This is a genomic window from Halomarina salina (genome assembly GCF_023074835.1).
Taxonomy (GTDB): domain Archaea; phylum Halobacteriota; class Halobacteria; order Halobacteriales; family Haloarculaceae; genus Halomarina; species Halomarina salina.
This window is the reverse complement of sequence record NZ_JALLGW010000007.1, coordinates 1-17,505: the sequence shown is the minus strand read 5'-3', so window position 1 is coordinate 17,505 and position 17,505 is coordinate 1. Positions and strand designations below refer to the sequence as shown.

The following is a 17,505-nucleotide window of genomic DNA, read 5'->3' as shown; positions in this document are numbered from 1 at the left end:
CCGCTGCAGCCGATTCCGACACAAACCGGCGTATTGGGAACATATCGGGCACCGCTGGCGCGGTGCCCTTGCCCTCTTCGACTTTCAGCCGCAGCTCTCGCTATCAACAATCTACTTCGCAAGAGCGAAAAAGGAATCGCCATCCTCGATGATCGCACCTAGCAGACCCTGTCACGTTGGCCAGAGAGTTTGACAGAGGGCCGCATGCCGCGCGGAACCACGCGGCTCAACTTGCACGGATTTCTGGTTTGGTCAATACAGACTACGGTGGTGTCCACCACCTGCCGCTTTTTGAGTCCGTCGTGGAGCGCTTCTCGCTCGTCTTTGTCGGCTTCGGCGGCTTTCCGGCGGGATTTTTGACAACTCAATCCCGCTTCTTTGAGCAACCGCCGACAACGGATTGAGTATTCGACATCATACGCTTCCTGAAGATATTCTTAGGCAATCGCCGGCGTGGGCGCCGACACGTGGCACTGTTCAGATAAGGTCTGAGGAACGAGGGGGCCGAAATATAAGTTCCTATGCCTGATTTCGCCTGTCTCAGCAGCCTTAGCGACTGTATCGAGTTAGATTTCATTGAGCGAGAAGCAACACGGGAGCCGTTGATGGAATTCAGTATCCACCTCTATGCGGTAGAATTATCGATTTTGAATACTATTTGATTGCTCTATATTTTTGGTGTCCAACGCGCTCGATCCACCGTTCACAGCTGGGTGTAGAAAGCCGATTTACAGCCAGAGGACGGCAAACTCCCGAATCACGTCGCAGTCGACGAAACCGTAGTTCAACTCTACGATCAACGATTCTGGCTGTACACTGCAGTCAATCCCGAAACAAATGGGTTTTTGCATGTACGGCTGTTTTCGACCCGAGCAATCGTCCTAACAAAAAGTTCTTGCAGGAACCCCAAGAGAAATATGGCGTCCCTGACGCCGTGTTTCTCGTCGATGGCACACCATGGTAGCAAGCCGCGCTGTTCGAGGAAAAATATCCGATCTCAGCACGTCACCCATGGAAATCGGCATGCCGTCGAACGTGTTTTAAAGAGGTAAATAGACGAACGGAGCAGTTTGCAAACCATTTCTGCCACGCCTCAGCTGACTCCGCCGAAACATGGCTTCAAACCTTTGCGTTCGCGTGGAACCATCTAATCTGAACAATGCCGCGCGTTGATTCGACTTCTTTAGGTGGATCGTGAATAGTCTCTTCGAATTCTTCTTGCGGTGCTTCTGATAGCTTGCGCTTTCTCTCAGCTCGTTTATCATCAGACATAGCCTGCTCAAGCGACTCGTCAGTGTCGAGTCGCTTGAACCAGTTATAGATCGTGCACCGCTGGATGTCGTACCACTCGGATAATTCAGCTTATGTTACACCATTCTTCTACGCAATTGCCGCTAACAGCCTCTCGATAAGCTTTTTCCCTCAACATTGTCGAGGACTCTTTGCAGTTCTTCGATAGAGATCTCGTTGAGATGATTAATAATCTACTGCAACACAAATCGAGTAAAAAGTTTTATCGGAGACTATAGCTGTGGCAGACAATCAAGTCCACCGGAAACACGGTGTCTTGGAGAGTGGCTGTCTGCCGAACTCTTACATTCGAGGACGCTCCACTATCAATTCGGAGGAATCAGTCACACGCTCCTTCCACCCTGTATGAACACCGACGACTCGTCTCTCGGTCGCTGTCCGGCGTGTGGCAAGCAGATCTCTGAGGCGTGGCTCCTTGTCGAATACGAGAAGAATGACAGCACTCAGGGCATTTGGGCTGAGTGCCCGGTGTGTGAAGATGTCGTTGCGCCGGAACAGTAACCCCAGCGTCAATCGGCTTGGGCGTGTTCAGTTCGTTCTGTCGCCTCGATGCACTCCTCGAACTGAAGCGCACTCCGGATGTGGAAATTTTTCGTGTCAGGATCGTCCGCGTTGAGGGCTGTCCTGAGATGATCTGCTGCCTGTTCTTTGAGAGAAAGGCAGTCGCTCATCATGTGCCGATGTGATTCCTTGGATTTGTGGCTTCCCATCTGCCCGAGATCGTCTGACGGACTGTTGAGGAGTAGAATCAAGTGTTTTCCGCTAGACAAGCTGTGTAGGTTACGACTGATGGATATTCCTGACCAACTTCGTTGTCTGTTCTCTGCGTCTGTCGAGAAACGCAACGGCTCGTCTGTTATCGAAGTCCCAGAACAGGAGGTTCAGAGTGGTGATCTCCAGCCCGGTCAGACGTATCGTGTAGCTGTGCTGGCCACACCGACATCGGATACTGCCGGTGGGACCGACACGAAACCCCAGTCCACGCATACTCCACAGGCGCCGCCCGTTGAAGAGGGAGAGCAACGGACTGTCGAAATCGAAGATATCGGCGAGCAGGGCGACGGCATTACCCGTGTCGAGCGCGGCTTCGTCGTCATAGTTCCCAATACCGAACAGGGCGAACGTGTTACTGTCGAGATCACTGATGTCCAGACAAACGTTGCCTTCGCGGAGGTTGTCGAACGTCTGCACTATTACGACTAAGTTTCTGGAGGTAGTGGTATCCCTTTCTCTGCTTCCCTAACAGGGTGCGAATACAGTAGCTGATTGAGTATCCAGTCTACGATCCAGTTCAAGAAACAGGTAGACAGGTGAGAGCATATGCATTGAGACGGCCGGCCTCAACTACTGTCAGGCCTCGTTCTCTGCGAGGTCATTCGTCGCCGAGTTCCGAGAGCCGAGTCTGGATTTCCTCGGCATCTGCCTCAGAGAGCGCCTCAACACCGAACTGAACGAGTAGCGGGTAGAAGTGGCGGTTCTTCTTAAACTCGTCCTGACCCGCCTTGCGGAGCTTCAGCTGGGACTCGAGGTAGGTGTCCTCCATCTCGTCGAGGACATCGTCGGGAATGTAGATCGTCCGCCCGTTCCACTCGTCCTTGATGTTCGTCTTCGTTTTGCTCGTTTCGTTCGTTTCACTCGTTGAAGTCGATTCGGTCGTTTCGGTCGATGAACTGGATTCCACCGTTTCACTCACATCGCTCGTTTCGCTGGAATCAGCCTCGTCCCCCTCTTCGTAGTTGCCCTCGATGCCGGAAGCATCGCCCCAGCCGTCGGTCATGCTTCCACCTCCTCAGGCGCAGTCTTCTCAAACGTCTCGTCGAACAGGTCGGCGATCTCGTTGAACAGGTCGCGTGCATCCTCGACGCGCTGGTTCTCCTTGCCGAAGCCGAAGACGGACACACCCTCGCCAATCGACTGAGAGAGGTCGGTCCGCTTCGGGATCTCGAACACCGGGAGGGAGTACGCCGACTTGATCTCCTCGATGGTGTCGCGGTGTTCAGCGTTCTGCTCGACGCGGTTACAGACAATTGCGAGCCGATTGATGTCTCCGTACGCCTGTTCGAGGGAACTCAGCTGCTTTGCGAAAATCTGGAGGCTGTTGGCGTTGAGCTTCTCGGGAATGACGGGGATGACTACGTTGCCGGTCGCGACCAGGGCGTTGTCGGTGAGGACGTTCAGAGATGGCGGCGTGTCGACGATGATGTAGTCGTAGTCCTTGTCGAGCTCGTCCAGAGTCATCTCCAACCGCTCGCGACTCTTCGGCGCCTCAAGCAGCGTCTGGATGTTCTTGTTGTTCGCGAGCTTCTCGCTGGCGGGAAGGATGTCGAATTCCTCGTGCTCGACGATGATATCGTTCACCGACTCCATCTGGTCGAAGTCGAGAACGTCGAACAGTGTCGTACGGTCGGTATCGTAGTACAGATCGTTGTAGCCGAGTGAGCAGGTGAGCCCGCCGTGATAATCGATATCGACCAGGAGGACGTCGTGGCCTCGGGCGGAAAGTGCGCCGCCAGTATGAATGACGTCAGTTGTTTTCCCCGCGCCTCCCTTTTGATTCGCCACCGTGATTCGTGCGGTATTGGTGTCGGTCATTATCTTCGTTTCTCTCGTTGTGTTCGTTTCGTTCGTTTTTCTCGTTTAGTTCGGTGCGTTCGGTGAGGGTGTTTCACTCGGTGAGAGGATTACTACGGTGTTAAAACCAACTGTTCGTTCCACTCGTTGAAGCAAACTCACTCGTTGCCATCAACTCATTCATTCTGTTCGTTACGTTCGTTTCCTTCGTTTTGTTCATCGGGCAGAGGGTGCCAGTTCGTTCCTCAGAATGCGTTCAATACATTCGTTTTTCTCGTTCAGTTCGTTTTGTTCGTTGAATTCGTTATAATCGTTCCACGTGTTTTCAGCGGGAATCAGGACTACCTTCGAGAGTATGGAGAGAGATAGTGGCTTCATGGCCATTCGAGTAAGACTTTTAACTGTTACCGGATTATTGGTAACCACCAGATGTATGAGGTGCTCGACGACACGGCGGCACAGACCATCCTCGCCATCGAGAGTGGTGACTCTATTCGCCGTGTCGCCCAACACCTCCACACGCCGTACGAGACGGTGAGACAGGCCGTCAACCGTCTCGAAGACGCAGGCTACGTTGCCTATGATGACGGCCTCACTGTCGTCGACGAGCGCGTGAGGGACGCCGCACGCGAGCTCGTGGCTGCCAGCGCCGGCGTCAGTCCACCCTCTATCGAGGAAGCCTACGTCATCCCGCAGTTCAGTGACTGGCCGTTCGCGTTCACGCGGATCGACGCCGTCTACGTGTGGACTCAGGGCGGCTACCAGGTCGGTCGGAATCCAGACGACTATCCGCTGTTCCTTGCTGTCCGCGAGCAGGACGTCGACGCATGGGAGGCGTTTTTCGAGTCCTTCGACCTCCCGACCGCAGTTGAGCGACAGCCCCGAGACGAGCTGGACGGACCGCTACAGGTCGTCCTCGAGCCACGCCCCTCACTCGATATCGAGGACGTCGGGGGGTACCCGGTGATCCCGAGAGCTGAGACAATCGAGTATATGCGCGAGAATTACGCCCAGTTCCAGTCGGCGCTCGCGATGCTCGACCGGATGTACGAGGATCTCGACCTCGGCGTCACGTATCGAGAGACAGAACGGGCACAGCCATGAGCTTCACCAACCGAAGCGACGCACTCATCGAACTGCTCGAGGAACTCACCCAAGAGGGGCACGAGTACGTTCTCGTCGGCGGCTACGCTGTCTCAGCGTTCAATGCTCGCTTCTCCACCGACCTCGATATCGTCGTCGCGCCGGACTCAAAGGCTGACTTCGTCGAGTTCCTCGAACAGCAGGGATTCGAGGAGACGGACAGCCACGCCAAGGAGTGGTTCTACGACACCGAAGTCATCGAGTACGAGAAGCGGCTCACGCCGCAACAGCCGATCGGCTTCGACCTCTTGGTGAACGGACTCGGGTGTCGCCAGACGGAGGCACAGTGGTCGTTCGACTACCTGTACGACCACAGCCACCAACAGGAGGTGAGCGGGGGCATAGTGACGACGACGGCCAGAGTGATCGATGGGGCCGTCCTCGTGGCGGCAAAGCTCCACAGCGGCCGCGAAACAGACCTCCGGGACGTCCTGGCAGTGGCTGAAGAGATCGACCTCAACGCTGTCACGCCTCACCTGCGGCGAGGGGACGACAATGCCCTACGGGAGCAACTTGAGCGTGGACTGGATATCTTGGAGAGCGACGAACTCAAGCACGGATTTCGGAGTGACTTCGGGGCCTCAGCTGTCTCAGAAGAAACTGTCACCGCTCTCCAAGAGTATCTGTCCGCACAGATTGACCAGCTGAGCTGAAGCGGTCGGGACTCCCTTGACCAGAAGTGAAGATAAGGCCCTTCAGCGGTGCTTGCAGTCAGTCAAAAAATTGGAGGGGTGGTTGTCAGTCGACCGTCGCTAACACACGGACGTCCGTAGCTGAGTGTCGTTCCCGTTCAGTACGAGCACCGTGCTCGCGGAGGAACTCACCAATACGGTCGGCAAGGGCCTCCGCATCCACCCTATCGACGTGGACGATCAGCGTCGGATGTTCCTCGTCGCTGTTCTCGATCACGAGCGAGACATCCTTGAATTCGTCCGGCTGTCTATACGCCTCGAACTCATCGGCGACCTGGTCGGCCAGGTCGTCGAGTGCCTCAATCGGTTCCTTTGTCATAGATTGAATTTCGGCCTTGGAAGGTTGTGCCATCGCGAATGCTTGAAAAAAACGTGACGTGACTTTCAAAACCACCTCCATCAGACAAACTCGGACGGAGCCTTCTCACACCGATGGTTTACCGAGAAGAAGATCGATCCACAGAAGGGACAATGGTTTAGAGTGCTCGCGGGTCGCTATCGACAATGCTCGCAAACGCGACGTTCTCCTGAACTTGTTCGATTTCGACGGTTGGCTCGTCGCCGGGTTGAGCGCCGGGAACGATCACGACGTAGCCACGTTCGACTTTTGCGATACCATCGCCCTGATCGCCGACTGTCTCGATGGTCACATCACGTACTTCGCCTTCCTCCACGGGAGGTCCTGAGGAAGAATAGCTCGCAGTCTCACGAGAAGGTGCTTTCTGTGAACCCTGTTGTACTGACGACTCCGTCGAGACAGAAGATTCCAGAATAGCTACGCGATACGTTTCGTCATCTGATAACGCTTCATAGTTGATTTCATTCGAAGGGACCTCCACTATGTACGTCCCATCCTGCTCTTTAATTGGAGCACTGAACAGAGAGCGAAGGGAGCTGGGAATTTCGACCATTGAGTTTCTAGTGCTCAGTATCCACGAGACAAGTAATTTAAACACTATGTGTTAGCACTAGCTCTCGAAGATCCGCCTTATCGAGAGGGGTAATATTGTGACGAGTGCCATCATCGGTGTAGAAAATAGACGCAGTGACCGATCGCTCTGGATATTGGTCGGCGACGACATGGTAGTAGATACTGAGCTGTTTCTGGTATTCATCTTCTGCATGCGTTGTGAGATCGGTTTTGTAGTCAACGATCTCAACACGGTCAGATGTCACGTGGAGCAAGTCGATGATGCCTCCGATCGTTACCTTCTCGCCGTCGACGGTAAGCGGAAGGAACGCATCGATCTCGGCTCTCGTCTCACCATCGAGTGAGTCAATTAACTCCTTGACGTGCTCCTTGTCAGGATTATCGCTGGTTTCGACTGCTTCACCGAGAACATACCGTTCCGCAAACTCGTGGACGTCTGACCCGAACTCCATTCCCCGGCCGCCGGTATTCCCTTCGAAGACTGCGTCATCGATGAAAGTGTGGGGTGAGTAGCTTGCCGGTCCATCAGGATCCGGAATATCGACCGTGTAGGTCGAATACTCGCCGGGTTCTGGGTCGAACGCAGATAGATCGGGGGCGATATCTTCGACATCAACGGGGAGTGCATCGAGGAACGAATTTGGGTCAGTACCGCCAGTCAAGACGAGGTGGCTCTCAGCGCGCGTGACAGCCACATAGAGAAGCCGACGTTCCTCGTCGTAGTTCTGGGGGAGGCAGCGATTAAGAACGTCAGTCTTCCAATTGTCGTAGACGTGTGGGACGCCGTGTGCGTCCCCTGAGTACACCTTCCGCTGACGGAGGCCAATCGGGTCGGTGTAGGCGATATCGCTTCCGCTGCCACCGGAAGACGGGAATTTGTTAGCGTTCATATTTGCGAGGATGACGATTGGGTATTCGAGCCCTTTCGTCGCGTGGATCGTTTGGACAGTCACCGCGTTCGTCCCAGCCCCGGCGTCGACGTCGTGTGTACTCCCATCAGCAATCGCCTCTTCGATGAATCGGATCAGCTCTCCACGGGTGAACGTCGTCGTCCCGTGAACCGACTGGATAGTGTCGAGAACGACATCTGCGGTCGGGCCGGAACGGCCGTACTGTTCGAACACGCGTCGGGCGACGCCGCCGAACGTCTCTAAATTCCGTAGATTCTCTCGGAATGCGACCATAGCTTCGGGATACGCCTCACGCTCGATGATCGTCTTCGTCTCGTCAATCGTGTAGCCAGCCTCTTCGAGGACGAGTGCCCACCCGCGTTCAGCGTCACGTTCGAGGATACGCAACCACGCTAACACCAGCTTCGCGGCGTCGGTCCGGAAGACCTCGATCCCACCCTCGTAGGCCATCGGCAGACCGAACTTACTCGCCGTATCGAGCAGATCCCGACCGAAATCGCGGGTTCGCGTCAACACAGCGATGTCGCCGTACTCAGGAGCGCGATACGTGCCGTCGTCGCCTTCGACGGCGTAATCATCGTTGTCGACGATTGCGTCGATCTTCGCGAGAATGGCTTCGTGTTCGTCCTCACTCGTGAGCGCCTCGATGTAGCTATCATCTCGATCTGTATCGGCAGTCAGTGGTGTTACCTGCTCGGAGATAGCCTCCGCATCCAGAGATTCGTTCTTTGTCGCACGGGCAGTCAGCGCGTGGGTAGAGAAGTCCAAGATGGACTGCGTCGACCGGTAATTCCGTGTCAGCTGCTTGTCGTCAATCGGCGTCGTCGGGAACGTGACTCGATCTACGTCCCGATTGAGCTCTGCGGTAAATCGTTCGAGCCGATCGTCGAACTCGCGGATGTTGTCGACGTCCGCGTACTGGAAGCTGTAGATGCTCTGTTTCCAGTCGCCGACCACACAGATGTTGTTCGTGCCGGCGAGTAGCAGCGTGAGTTTAAACTGGATCTCACTGGAGTCCTGGAACTCGTCGACCATCACGTACTCGTACCCCAGTTGCTCTCGGAGGTCGTGATCCTCACACAGAAGCACGAACGCGAACAGCTGAAGGAACCCGAAGTTCAGGTAGTTCCGCCGAAGCGCGAACTCAAGATAGGCGTGATATACGTCGTGGACGAACCGCTTGAGAGCCGTTCGGTCCTCCTCGAAGACACGTTTAGCGAGGTCCGCCGGGACTTGCTTGCCATCGCCGCGGATGTCCCACTTTGCGGGCGCCTTCGGGAGATACGTCTTATCTTCACCATACTGATAGAGTTTCTTTCGAAGCTTGGATTGCTTGCTCCCGCCGTTCCGTGGTTCATTCCGGTCGGTGAACAGTGTCTCGAACGCCTCAAAATCCCCATCGAGGTGTGACTCGCTGTTCCGGTACCAGCCATCCGCAGTGGGGAACACACCCTTTGCGGACAGTTCCTTGATCAGATCGAGTAGCTCCGACGTCTCCGACAGTGCCGTGAAGAACTCGTCATACACCGGGTGATTATCGATGAACTGGCCGATGAACTCACGAAACAGCGCCTGTTCGATGATTTCGTCTTCGATAATCCGTGTCGAGCCAGTGATCGTCTCATCAATCCCGAGGGACATCGGTGCGTCGTGTCCGTATTCGTCGAGCAAGTCGTGTGACAGCGAGTGGAACGTTTGGATCGGCGCGTTCGCGAGTTCCCGCATCCCGTACTCGCTGTGACGGACAATCCGCTCTCGCATCTCCTCGGCCGCGTTGTTCGTAAAGGTCACCAACAGCACGTCTTCGGGATCGACGCCATCTTGGGCGACAATGTTTGCGTATCGCCGGGTAACGGTGAACGTCTTCCCGGTGCCTGCACCCGCGTCGACGAGATAGAGGCCATCAGTCGCCTCGATGAGTTCGCGTTGCTCCCGGTTCGGGTTGACGCCGCTCATTGTTCACCCTCAAGGAGGAGATCCCGGTTGTCAACCCGGCGGTAGTTCGGCTCACCCGCGATCCCCTCGATTGGGAATGCCTCGTCGCCAGTGCGGCGTCGGTTGAGTTCCGCCAGTCGCTCGTCGACAAACGATTCGAACGCATCGAGATCATTCTTGAAGAATGCACCCTTCTGTCGGTCGACGATTGCGCGCATCACCTGCTTGCTCCCTGTTGTCACGTACTTGTACTCGCCAATCTCGGCTTCGAGCCGGTCAATCATCGTCTCTCCGAACTCGGAGTCGATGAGTTCGTCGCTGTCAGTCGTCTCGACAAGCGGCGCAGCATCGAAGAGCGCGACGTATGTCTGATAGTCGATCTTCGAGAGGATCTTCTGGCATTTCTGTGCCCCCTCCTCACGGAGATACTCGAAGAATTCCTCACGTCGCACGTGCTCGGTGAGCGATTCAGGGTAGTATGTTACAGTCGTCAACGCGTCGTCGATGTCGGCGTCGCCGGCGATCACGTCGTCGACGAGTTCGGTGACGTAGAAGAAGGTGAACGAGAGTTGGTCACCCGGACGTTGTGATCGCCAATAGGTGAGATAAAGTGCTGCCTGAAAGTCAGGCTCGTCTGTCGGCTCGTCAATTCCAGCGTGTTTGACGATTGAGGTGGCGCTGCTCTCGCTGCCACTCTTGTAGTCGAGCAGTTCTTGCTGCGACTGAACGAGGTCGATCATTCCGTTGATGCCCAGTTCTTCGTCAGTAAACCGACGTTCAGTCACGGGAGAGTCGACATCCCGACCGAAGTGAGCAGCGACGGCATTATCACCCCCACTGGACGGCGTCAGAAACGCGCCCTCGGTCGGCTGGTTCGCGTCAAGATATGAGACGATCGTTTCGAGGCTCGCACGATATTCAGTGCGCCGGGTCCGTTCGTCGACGGAGCGAACCAGCGGACGGACGTCCTCGAGCATAAGTTCGACGACCTCCGAGAGTGTCTCTTCGTCAATCTCGTCCGGATGGTTGACGTAGAACTCCGCGAAGTCGTGGAGCAGGTTGCCCTCGGTGAGATACGCTTTCTCCGGATCGTCGACTATCCGGCTGAAGTAGTAGTCCCGCGGTGAGTTCACGTAGGTGTTGAGACTCGACTTGCTGATCGTCTCGACCGGGTCGGGAGTCACACCGACAGGTCCGTTCTCGAATCCGTCACCAACTCGTGCTGCGGTTTCGATCTGATGACTTGTCGAAGGTAGATCGGAGAAGCGGTCGTACTCCGGTTCGAGGAGCTCTTCGAAGTACAGGCACGGCGTAACGGGTGATCCGCCGGTCGCATCTTGGACGAGATAGTGTTGCTGGCTGCCGCTCTGCAACAGCAGCTGGAAGCTCTTAAGATTCCGTGTAAACTGGGCGTCCTGGTCGACCCACGGACGACGTGGGGCCGAGTGGGTCCAGCGGTCGTCAAGCCCGAGGTAGAAGACAACCTCACGACCCACGTACGACGCTGATTTCGCATCGGCGAGCAAGACACCCTCGTTCTCTCGATCGACCGGCACCTCGTAGGTCTGGAGATAGAACGACAAATCGTCGAGGCGCGCTTCCGTGATGGATTCGTCCGCGATGGTGAGTGTCTCCAGTTCCTCCCGGAAGGCATCCAACGTGTCGCCGGCGTGGCGTTCAAACACTGAAAGAGCATCCGAGAACGTGTACTCTTGGACATCGTGGCAGAAGTCGATCAGCCACTTGAGATCTCCATCGTCAAGCTCGTGCAGTCGCTTGTTTGTGTCAGCGTCGACGACGTCACAATCGAAGACCGTCAACAGCGACCGGATCTCGCTTATTCGGGTATCAGTCCCCCGGTGGGCGGTCCGGAGGAGGTGGAGGAACAACCGATGTTCGCTGCGATCTGTGAAACCCGGCCCGCCAAAAAACGGGATATCAGCCGCTTCGAGCGCGGACTCAATAAGCGGTGAGTATTCGCTTTCCTGGTCGAGAACAATCCCGACGTTATCAGCGTTCTCGTCATTGACGGAATCAACGACGGTCTCCACGATCGCCGTCGGTGAATCGTGTATACGGAACGGCGGGAGCTTGAACTCCGTGTCAGTAAAGAGGTCGACCGTGTCGTACTCGGCGGGCAGATACGCTCGTTCGAGTTGGGTGAGCATCGCCGGCTCGACGACGACTACGTCGAGATCCGGTTCGATGGTCTCGTTCGTGAGTTTCATCGAGGCGGTCTCGAGTTCCGCGATTCGCTCCACAGCTCGTTCGGTGGCGTCGTCGACGTAGCCGTCGTACTCGAAAATAGCGTCGTGTGATCCTCGGTGTTCCCAACACTGGAGGATATTCCCAACCGCGTAGGCGCACCGTTTCCACGAAATGTCCTCGTTGGCGATCATACCGAGAAATGCAAGGCGGTCTTCAGACTCTTGACGGCGACCGACCGCGAGGCGACGAGGTGGGATGGCAAATGGCCCAAGATGTGGCCGATCGAGGTAGCGGTTGAGGGCACTCGCAAGCGGTCCGTCCGGGGTAATCACCCGGTCGTACGATTGAATCTCTTCGTAGAGTTGGCGTGGAGATTTGGCGCGAGGAAATGGCACGCACAGAGACAGTTAGCGATGTCGGTTAAATCTTTGTTAGAATACCATACCCTCTGATCGATAGAGGTACTCAATAATATCACTCAGCCGTAATTCAAACGGTGATTCAGGCTGTGATTAGCGCATAATCAGGACCACTCTGTTGAATTCCCAGGCAGCGCGGGAATCGAGAGGGAATACACGGCCATCAGGCTCCAATGCTAGCGGATCCTCACACGCGAACAGTCAGTCGATTATACTTCCACCTTGCTTGGCGACGGTTTTAGTGCATTCAGCGCCCACAAAGCTGTGTATGAGTGACGATTCAGGCAGCGATTCTAGCAACGATTCTTCGAACGACACGTCCTCTGGCGACAGCGCCCGTGACGCACTTGCCGCCAACAAAAACCGGCATGCTGAAGACGAACGCTATCAAGCCGCCAACAGCGCTCAAAAATCCGGCAACCGCGAGACCAAACGTCGTGAGAATGCTGGCATAAAAGACACGAGCAGCTCGGACTGGGATACCCACGAAAAAAGTGCTGACAAGAAACCGTCTGGTGGCAATGAGGTTCCCTCAGCCGACGAAGTATCGATCCCCAGCAGCGTTGACCCTGATGCACCCTCAAACTCTAGCGGAGACCAATCCGACACATCCAGTAGGTCTGAGAGCAGCGAATAACCTGGAACACGAATGGCCAGCCTTCCGGGTAACGCGATCTTCTACGGCGTCCTCATAGCCCCGGGCTTCGTCGCGGTGATGACCGCGGTTTCGCTGGCCGCGATCGAAGACGATATCAAACAGTTTGTCCTGCTCGTCTGGAGCCTCGTATCCAGCCTCTTGATAGACGCCCTGTTTATCGGTGCGTACCAGATCTTCGTCGAGCCTATTACCTCGTTCTCGCAGTTCCAGGGCATCCTGTTCGACCCCGCATTCCGTATCGGGTACATCCTTGTCATCTTCGCAGTATCTCTGTTCGTCGGCGTGATGTACGCTGCTGCCATCCTCATCGATCTTCCGGGTATCCTGCGGGGCATCATTCAGGCGAAGATGCAGGTGTCATACTCACGGCGCCAGCCGTGGGAGAATTACCTCAAACACGCCGACCAGGTGATGGTAAAGACCAGTGACGACCAGTTGTATATCGGTGATGTCTCCGGGTGGAGCCGTTCCAACCGCCAGAAAGAGCTCCGTATCACCGACCCGCACCGGTACAACGAGAAGGAACAGGAGTTCGAGCCGGTCGGTGGGCCGGAACAGCTCTTCCTGAATGATGATATCAAGCGTATCACCGTGTTGAAGACCGACCAGATCCTCTCGATTCGGGAACGGGTCTGGGGTGGGATGGTTGCGTTTGGGAGCTGGCTCGATCCTAGAGAGAGTTGGATCGATCCCAGGGATTCTGGCAACCAACCCGATCCTGACACAGAGTAGGTCCCCGCGAGCAAACCCAAGGAAGTGAATGAAGAAGCGTGGGATTTCATTACCCCAGCGCTAATCGTTCTGATCAACACCAATGTCTGCTATGGGTCATCAGACACAATTCGATATATCTGAATTTGAGACTGAAATAACTAAGGCGGGAAAATCAGCAGTTATCAACGCGATCTCCGACGCGATATCACGCCTTCGCGACCAGATCAAAGACGATACCCTCGAATCCATGCTCAGGGCCGACCCCGGCTCCTACCAGCTCCGAGGAGACTTCACCAAAGACGCTCTCGATCCCGAACCCCTCACACAAGGCGTCATCATAGAACCATTCCTGGACGCGCTCGGACACCAGAACTACGGGTGGGAGGCAGGCGATCTCTCCGATAAACGCGGAGAACAAGCCGACTACGCGATCTCCCTTCGTGATGTCGAGAACGTCGATTCCTCACGGCTCCTCATCGAAGCCGAACCGGTCAATAAATCACTGACCAACACGCGCGGACACGGTGTCGACCAGGTCAAAAGCTGGCTCAGCCAACGCGAGTTCCAGACCGATTTCGGGTTCGCAACTGACGGCATCCGCTGGATCTTCATCCGGTACGACCCGGACAGCTACACCCACAACACGATCGAGCACGTGGACCTGCAACCGGTTTTTCTCAAGCTGTTCGAGAATACGGTCGGAGAGAACCGGCCGCCGGTTGAGGCGCTCAACGATGAGGAAGAGGCGCTAGTCGAGGACTTGATACGGACATTTGCATTCGACAACTTCGTCTCGATCATCACGGACGCCCGTGAGGTCATCAAAGAGAAACAAGAAGCAATTACGGACGAGTTCTACGATGACTACGTCCGCCTTGTGTTCGGTATCGGCGCAGAAGACGACGAAGAACGCAGATCAAGAAGCCTCGTAGGCGGGGGAATCATACCTCCGGAACAGGCCAGCGGTGATGATGTCCGCCTGTTCTCAGTCCATCTTATGAATCGGATGATCTTTGTCAAGTTCCTTGAAGACAAGAAGATCGTCCGCCCCGACCTATTGAACACGCTCAAACAGGTCTACGACGATGGGATGTACCCGCAAACTTTCTACCAGACCTTTCTCGAACCATTGTTCTATGATGTGTTCAACGTCAAGCCAGAGAACCGCGATCCCCAAATAGACCAGATCGATCCCTTTGAGGGTATCCCGTATCTGAACGGTGGCCTGTTCCGCCCGGAGCTGAACGGCTCCGATGAACTGGATGAGCGCGAATTTAACGTCCGGGACAGCGTCTTGATGTCTATCATCGAACTGCTTGAGCGCTACCAGTTCTCCGCAGACGGCGGCCCCACAGATATCGACCCCAGCGTCCTGGGCAACGTGTTCGAAAAGACGATCAACTACATCACGATCGACGATAAGAACAAAAACAAGGAACTCGGCGCCTACTACACTCCCAGCGAGATCACCCGTTTCTGCGCCGAAGAAACCGTTCGCCCCGCTCTGCTGGATCTTTTCAAGACTCACTTACAGGAGGAGTGGGGATGGCGCCAAGCAGAACTTGATCACTACGACCAATTATACGATCTTATCGACGCACTCACAGAGAACAAAGACCTGATCACGGGGTTGCTTGACGAGCTCAACGAATTCTACGTGGTCGACCCTGCCTGCGGCAGTGGCCACTTCCTCACCTCCGTCGTCGAAGAAATCGTCAACGCCCGACAAGCCCTCTACGCCCAGATGGGGTCACACCCCAGCCGCCACCGCCTGAAATCGACCACCGTCCAGAACAATATGTACGGGGTCGACATCATGGACTCCGGTATAGAGATAACAAAGCTCCGCCTGTGGCTCTCGATTATAGCTGAACTCCAGGAAGACGATTTGAATTCACTCAGCCAAGAGGAACTCGCGCTGCCCAACATCGTGTTCAACATCCGCCAAGGCAACAGCCTGATCGGGTACCTCGGGTTCCCGGATGAAACCGATGACGGGGAATACACGTTCGAAAACTGGTCGGACGACAGCGTTGAGCGCCGATACAAGGATATCATCGACGAAATCAACGCGTACCAGGAAAGCAGCGCATTCCCTGAAAAGGCAGAGGAGCACCGCCAAAACGCAAAAGACCTGCTGAAGGAGTACCGCTCCGATCTGGACAACAAAACCGTCGACCAGTTCCGTGCTTTCACCGAGAACGTCACCGACGAGGATGTTCGGGCTCATGATACCTTTCACTGGGTGCTAGAGTTCGCAGAAGTCTTCGCTGACGAGGGGTTCGACGTCGTCGTAGGGAACCCACCGTGGGACGAAATCAAAAGCGACCGCAAGGAATTCTTCGTCAAATACGACCCTGTGTTCCGCAGCCTGCCCACTCACGGGATGGACGAGCGCCAAAAAGAACTCCTGGAGGACAAGGACATCAAAAACGAGTGGGAGACCTACCAGTCACGGGTATCCCAGCTAGGGGATTACTTCAAACACAGCACGGAATACGAACACCAGCAACCCGAAATCGACGGCAGAAAACAGCCTATCGCGAACAATCTCGCCGCATTGTTCCTCGAACGGATATACGATCTCGTTCACGACGGCGGCTATGTCGCACAGGTCCTGCCGGACATCATATTCAACAACGCGATGGGGAAGGACCTCCGGATGCACCTACTGAATAATACATCTGTGCAGTCACTAGTAGGATTTGAGAACAAGGGAATCTTCGACGGGCTACACGACCAATATGTCTTCCGGCTGCTCACATTCCAGAACACCGGGGAAACCGATTACCTGAACGGGATCTCACGGCAGCACGACGTTAGCATCCTGAACAACATCGAGGAACACACTTTCAAAATCCCGAAAGAGGTGCTCGCAGAGTACTCACCTGAGGTCCGGCTGTTCCCGATAATACGGACCGAAGAAGAGCTCGGGGTTATCAGCAATGTGGTTCAACACCCGTCTGTCGGCGACCGGATAGACGGCGCCTGGAACTCTGACCCGTACTACGAGATCAAGAAAGGCCCTGACAACGACCGTATCACCGACTCCAAGGATATCGGTGAATACCCCGTGTACCAGGGCAAGAACATCTATCAGTTCATCCACGACGATTCTATCCTTGACGATATCGAGGATATCGAATACTGGAGCGTGGAGGACGACACAGACACTGTCAAAAGCGCTAAACAGCGCGTCCGGGAGAAGAACCTCGGTAATCTGAAACGGTCTCTCTACTACGCCTTCGGCGGGGATGAAACGAGCCAGTCCCAGGTCCAGTTTGTTGACGACCTGCTGAAAAAGCACCGTGGCGAACCACTCTCAGAGGATGACGTGAAACTGGACTGTACCGATTATCGGATCATATACCGGTTTATTACGAACGCCACCAACGAGCGGACGTTCATTGCGACGGTCATCCCGCCGAGCATCATCAACCTTCACTCGATCTATACGATTCGGCCGTTCGAGATAAATCCATCAAAGGATGATTTGGCGGAATCACCGTTGTGGCCGGCGTACGAACCCGCGTTCACGGATGAGGAGATGATGGCAGCAACAGGGTTGTTGAACAGTATCCCGTTCGACTTCATTATGCGTACCAAGGTGAACAAAGAGATCTACCAATACACGTTCAAGGAGACGCAGGTTCCCCGGTTGACCGCTGGCGATGAGTGGTTCGATTACATCTGGACGCGTGCTGCCCGCCTGAACTGCTACGGTGAGGAGTTTGCCGATTTGCGTGAGCGTCTTGGAGGGGTTGAGCCGGTAACCAATGTTGATGAGCGCCAGGAATTGCAGGCTGAGATTGATGCTGCCGCGTTCCACGCGTATGGGCTGAATGCAGCTGAGACTGAGTTCGTGCTTGACGATTTTTATAAAGTACGCTCTTGTGAAGCACGTTGTTGATTTTCAGAGGGCAGCGTCGAGAGCATGTTTGAGTGCTTCGTCACCTGGTTTTCTGTAGAGTTCTTGCCGGAGCTGAAAGGCTCTGAGATACGGTGTTAGTTT

The 17,505-nt window shown here is 55.2% G+C and carries 14 protein-coding genes and 4 pseudogenes; 8 read left to right on the top strand and 10 right to left on the bottom strand.

The window, feature by feature from the left end:
- Positions 1-123: 123 nt before the first annotated feature.
- Positions 124-479: pseudogene (locus tag MX571_RS22135) on the bottom strand (winged helix-turn-helix domain-containing protein); the annotation flags it as partial.
- Positions 480-521: 42 nt separating this feature from the next.
- Here MX571_RS22135 and MX571_RS22130 point away from each other — a divergent pair.
- A pseudogene (locus tag MX571_RS22130) lies at positions 522-1,156 on the top strand (IS6 family transposase).
- Between the two features lie 20 nt (positions 1,157-1,176).
- On the opposite strand, the pseudogene MX571_RS22125 reads toward MX571_RS22130, so the two are convergent.
- Positions 1,177-1,481: pseudogene (locus tag MX571_RS22125) on the bottom strand (helix-turn-helix domain-containing protein); the annotation flags it as partial.
- A gap of 175 nt (positions 1,482-1,656) precedes the next feature.
- Here MX571_RS22125 and MX571_RS22955 point away from each other — a divergent pair.
- Entirely contained in the window at positions 1,657-1,812 is a 156-nt protein-coding gene (locus MX571_RS22955; protein WP_438267254.1) for a DUF7837 family putative zinc-binding protein, read from the top strand.
- An 8-nt stretch (positions 1,813-1,820) separates the two neighbouring features.
- Here the strand turns inward: MX571_RS22955 and MX571_RS22120 are convergent, their stop codons facing one another.
- Entirely contained in the window at positions 1,821-1,982 is a 162-nt protein-coding gene (locus MX571_RS22120) for a hypothetical protein (protein ID WP_246989504.1), read from the bottom strand.
- A gap of 118 nt (positions 1,983-2,100) precedes the next feature.
- On the opposite strand from MX571_RS22120, the gene MX571_RS22115 reads away from it, so the two are divergent.
- Positions 2,101-2,514 (top strand): TRAM domain-containing protein, encoded by a 414-nt coding sequence (locus MX571_RS22115; RefSeq protein WP_246989503.1) that lies wholly within the window; start codon positions 2,101-2,103, stop codon positions 2,512-2,514.
- A 169-nt stretch (positions 2,515-2,683) separates the two neighbouring features.
- Here the strand turns inward: MX571_RS22115 and MX571_RS22110 are convergent, their stop codons facing one another.
- Positions 2,684-3,088: a DUF8160 family protein gene (locus MX571_RS22110; RefSeq protein WP_246989502.1), complete on the bottom strand. Its 405-nt coding sequence runs from the start codon at positions 3,086-3,088 to the stop codon at positions 2,684-2,686.
- Entirely contained in the window at positions 3,085-3,903 is an 819-nt protein-coding gene (locus MX571_RS22105) for a ParA family protein (protein WP_074878686.1), read from the bottom strand. The genes MX571_RS22110 and MX571_RS22105 overlap by 4 nt, the downstream gene beginning before the upstream one ends.
- Positions 3,904-4,311: 408 nt before the next feature.
- On the opposite strand from MX571_RS22105, the gene MX571_RS22100 reads away from it, so the two are divergent.
- Both MX571_RS22100 and MX571_RS22095 read left to right on the top strand, forming a co-directional pair.
- Positions 4,312-4,986, top strand: coding sequence for a helix-turn-helix domain-containing protein (locus tag MX571_RS22100; RefSeq protein WP_246989501.1), 675 nt, complete (start codon positions 4,312-4,314; stop codon positions 4,984-4,986).
- Positions 4,983-5,678, top strand: a complete 696-nt coding sequence (locus MX571_RS22095) for a nucleotidyltransferase domain-containing protein (RefSeq protein WP_246989500.1) — start codon at positions 4,983-4,985, stop codon at positions 5,676-5,678. The genes MX571_RS22100 and MX571_RS22095 overlap by 4 nt, the downstream gene beginning before the upstream one ends.
- Positions 5,679-5,763: 85 nt before the next feature.
- Here MX571_RS22095 and MX571_RS22090 read toward each other — a convergent pair whose 3' ends face one another.
- The 4 genes from MX571_RS22090 to MX571_RS22075 form a co-directional block, all read right to left on the bottom strand.
- The gene (locus MX571_RS22090) at positions 5,764-6,036 is read right to left on the bottom strand and encodes a hypothetical protein (protein ID WP_247421942.1); all 273 of its coding nucleotides are present in this window, start codon (positions 6,034-6,036) and stop codon (positions 5,764-5,766) included.
- 157 nt (positions 6,037-6,193) lie between these two features.
- Positions 6,194-6,628, bottom strand: coding sequence for a TRAM domain-containing protein (locus MX571_RS22085; RefSeq protein WP_247421939.1), 435 nt, complete (start codon positions 6,626-6,628; stop codon positions 6,194-6,196).
- 37 nt (positions 6,629-6,665) lie between these two features.
- The gene (locus MX571_RS22080) at positions 6,666-9,515 is read right to left on the bottom strand and encodes a UvrD-helicase domain-containing protein (RefSeq protein ID WP_247421936.1); all 2,850 of its coding nucleotides are present in this window, start codon (positions 9,513-9,515) and stop codon (positions 6,666-6,668) included.
- On the bottom strand, positions 9,512-12,097 hold the full coding sequence (locus tag MX571_RS22075; RefSeq protein WP_368409096.1) for a PD-(D/E)XK nuclease family protein: 2,586 nt from the start codon (positions 12,095-12,097) through the stop codon (positions 9,512-9,514). Before MX571_RS22075 ends, MX571_RS22080 begins: the two co-directional genes overlap by 4 nt.
- Positions 12,098-12,389: 292 nt before the next feature.
- Here MX571_RS22075 and MX571_RS22070 point away from each other — a divergent pair, with 292 nt between their 5' ends.
- The 3 genes from MX571_RS22070 to MX571_RS22060 all read left to right on the top strand — a co-directional run bounded on the left by MX571_RS22070 (position 12,390) and on the right by MX571_RS22060 (position 17,403).
- On the top strand, positions 12,390-12,758 hold the full coding sequence (locus MX571_RS22070) for a hypothetical protein (RefSeq protein WP_247421931.1): 369 nt from the start codon (positions 12,390-12,392) through the stop codon (positions 12,756-12,758).
- Positions 12,759-12,770: 12 nt separating this feature from the next.
- Positions 12,771-13,511, top strand: a complete 741-nt coding sequence (locus tag MX571_RS22065) for a DUF6338 family protein (RefSeq protein WP_247421929.1) — start codon at positions 12,771-12,773, stop codon at positions 13,509-13,511.
- 91 nt (positions 13,512-13,602) lie between these two features.
- Entirely contained in the window at positions 13,603-17,403 is a 3,801-nt protein-coding gene (locus MX571_RS22060; protein WP_247421926.1) for an Eco57I restriction-modification methylase domain-containing protein, read from the top strand.
- Positions 17,404-17,406: 3 nt separating this feature from the next.
- On the opposite strand, the pseudogene MX571_RS22055 reads toward MX571_RS22060, so the two are convergent.
- Positions 17,407-17,505 (bottom strand): annotated as a pseudogene (locus tag MX571_RS22055) (IS1595 family transposase); the annotation flags it as partial.

Coding starts and splice junctions, on each gene's coding strand:
- MX571_RS22955 (WP_438267254.1), top strand. CDS start 1,657: ATGAACACCGACGACTCGTCTCTCGGTCGCTGTCCGGCGTGTGGCAAG.
- MX571_RS22120 (WP_246989504.1), bottom strand. CDS start 1,982: ATGAGCGACTGCCTTTCTCTCAAAGAACAGGCAGCAGATCATCTCAGG.
- MX571_RS22115 (WP_246989503.1), top strand. CDS start 2,101: ATGGATATTCCTGACCAACTTCGTTGTCTGTTCTCTGCGTCTGTCGAG.
- MX571_RS22110 (WP_246989502.1), bottom strand. CDS start 3,088: ATGACCGACGGCTGGGGCGATGCTTCCGGCATCGAGGGCAACTACGAA.
- MX571_RS22105 (WP_074878686.1), bottom strand. CDS start 3,903: ATGACCGACACCAATACCGCACGAATCACGGTGGCGAATCAAAAGGGA.
- MX571_RS22100 (WP_246989501.1), top strand. CDS start 4,312: ATGTATGAGGTGCTCGACGACACGGCGGCACAGACCATCCTCGCCATC.
- MX571_RS22095 (WP_246989500.1), top strand. CDS start 4,983: ATGAGCTTCACCAACCGAAGCGACGCACTCATCGAACTGCTCGAGGAA.
- MX571_RS22090 (WP_247421942.1), bottom strand. CDS start 6,036: ATGACAAAGGAACCGATTGAGGCACTCGACGACCTGGCCGACCAGGTC.
- MX571_RS22085 (WP_247421939.1), bottom strand. CDS start 6,628: ATGGTCGAAATTCCCAGCTCCCTTCGCTCTCTGTTCAGTGCTCCAATT.
- MX571_RS22080 (WP_247421936.1), bottom strand. CDS start 9,515: ATGAGCGGCGTCAACCCGAACCGGGAGCAACGCGAACTCATCGAGGCG.
- MX571_RS22070 (WP_247421931.1), top strand. CDS start 12,390: ATGAGTGACGATTCAGGCAGCGATTCTAGCAACGATTCTTCGAACGAC.
- MX571_RS22065 (WP_247421929.1), top strand. CDS start 12,771: ATGGCCAGCCTTCCGGGTAACGCGATCTTCTACGGCGTCCTCATAGCC.
- MX571_RS22060 (WP_247421926.1), top strand. CDS start 13,603: ATGGGTCATCAGACACAATTCGATATATCTGAATTTGAGACTGAAATA.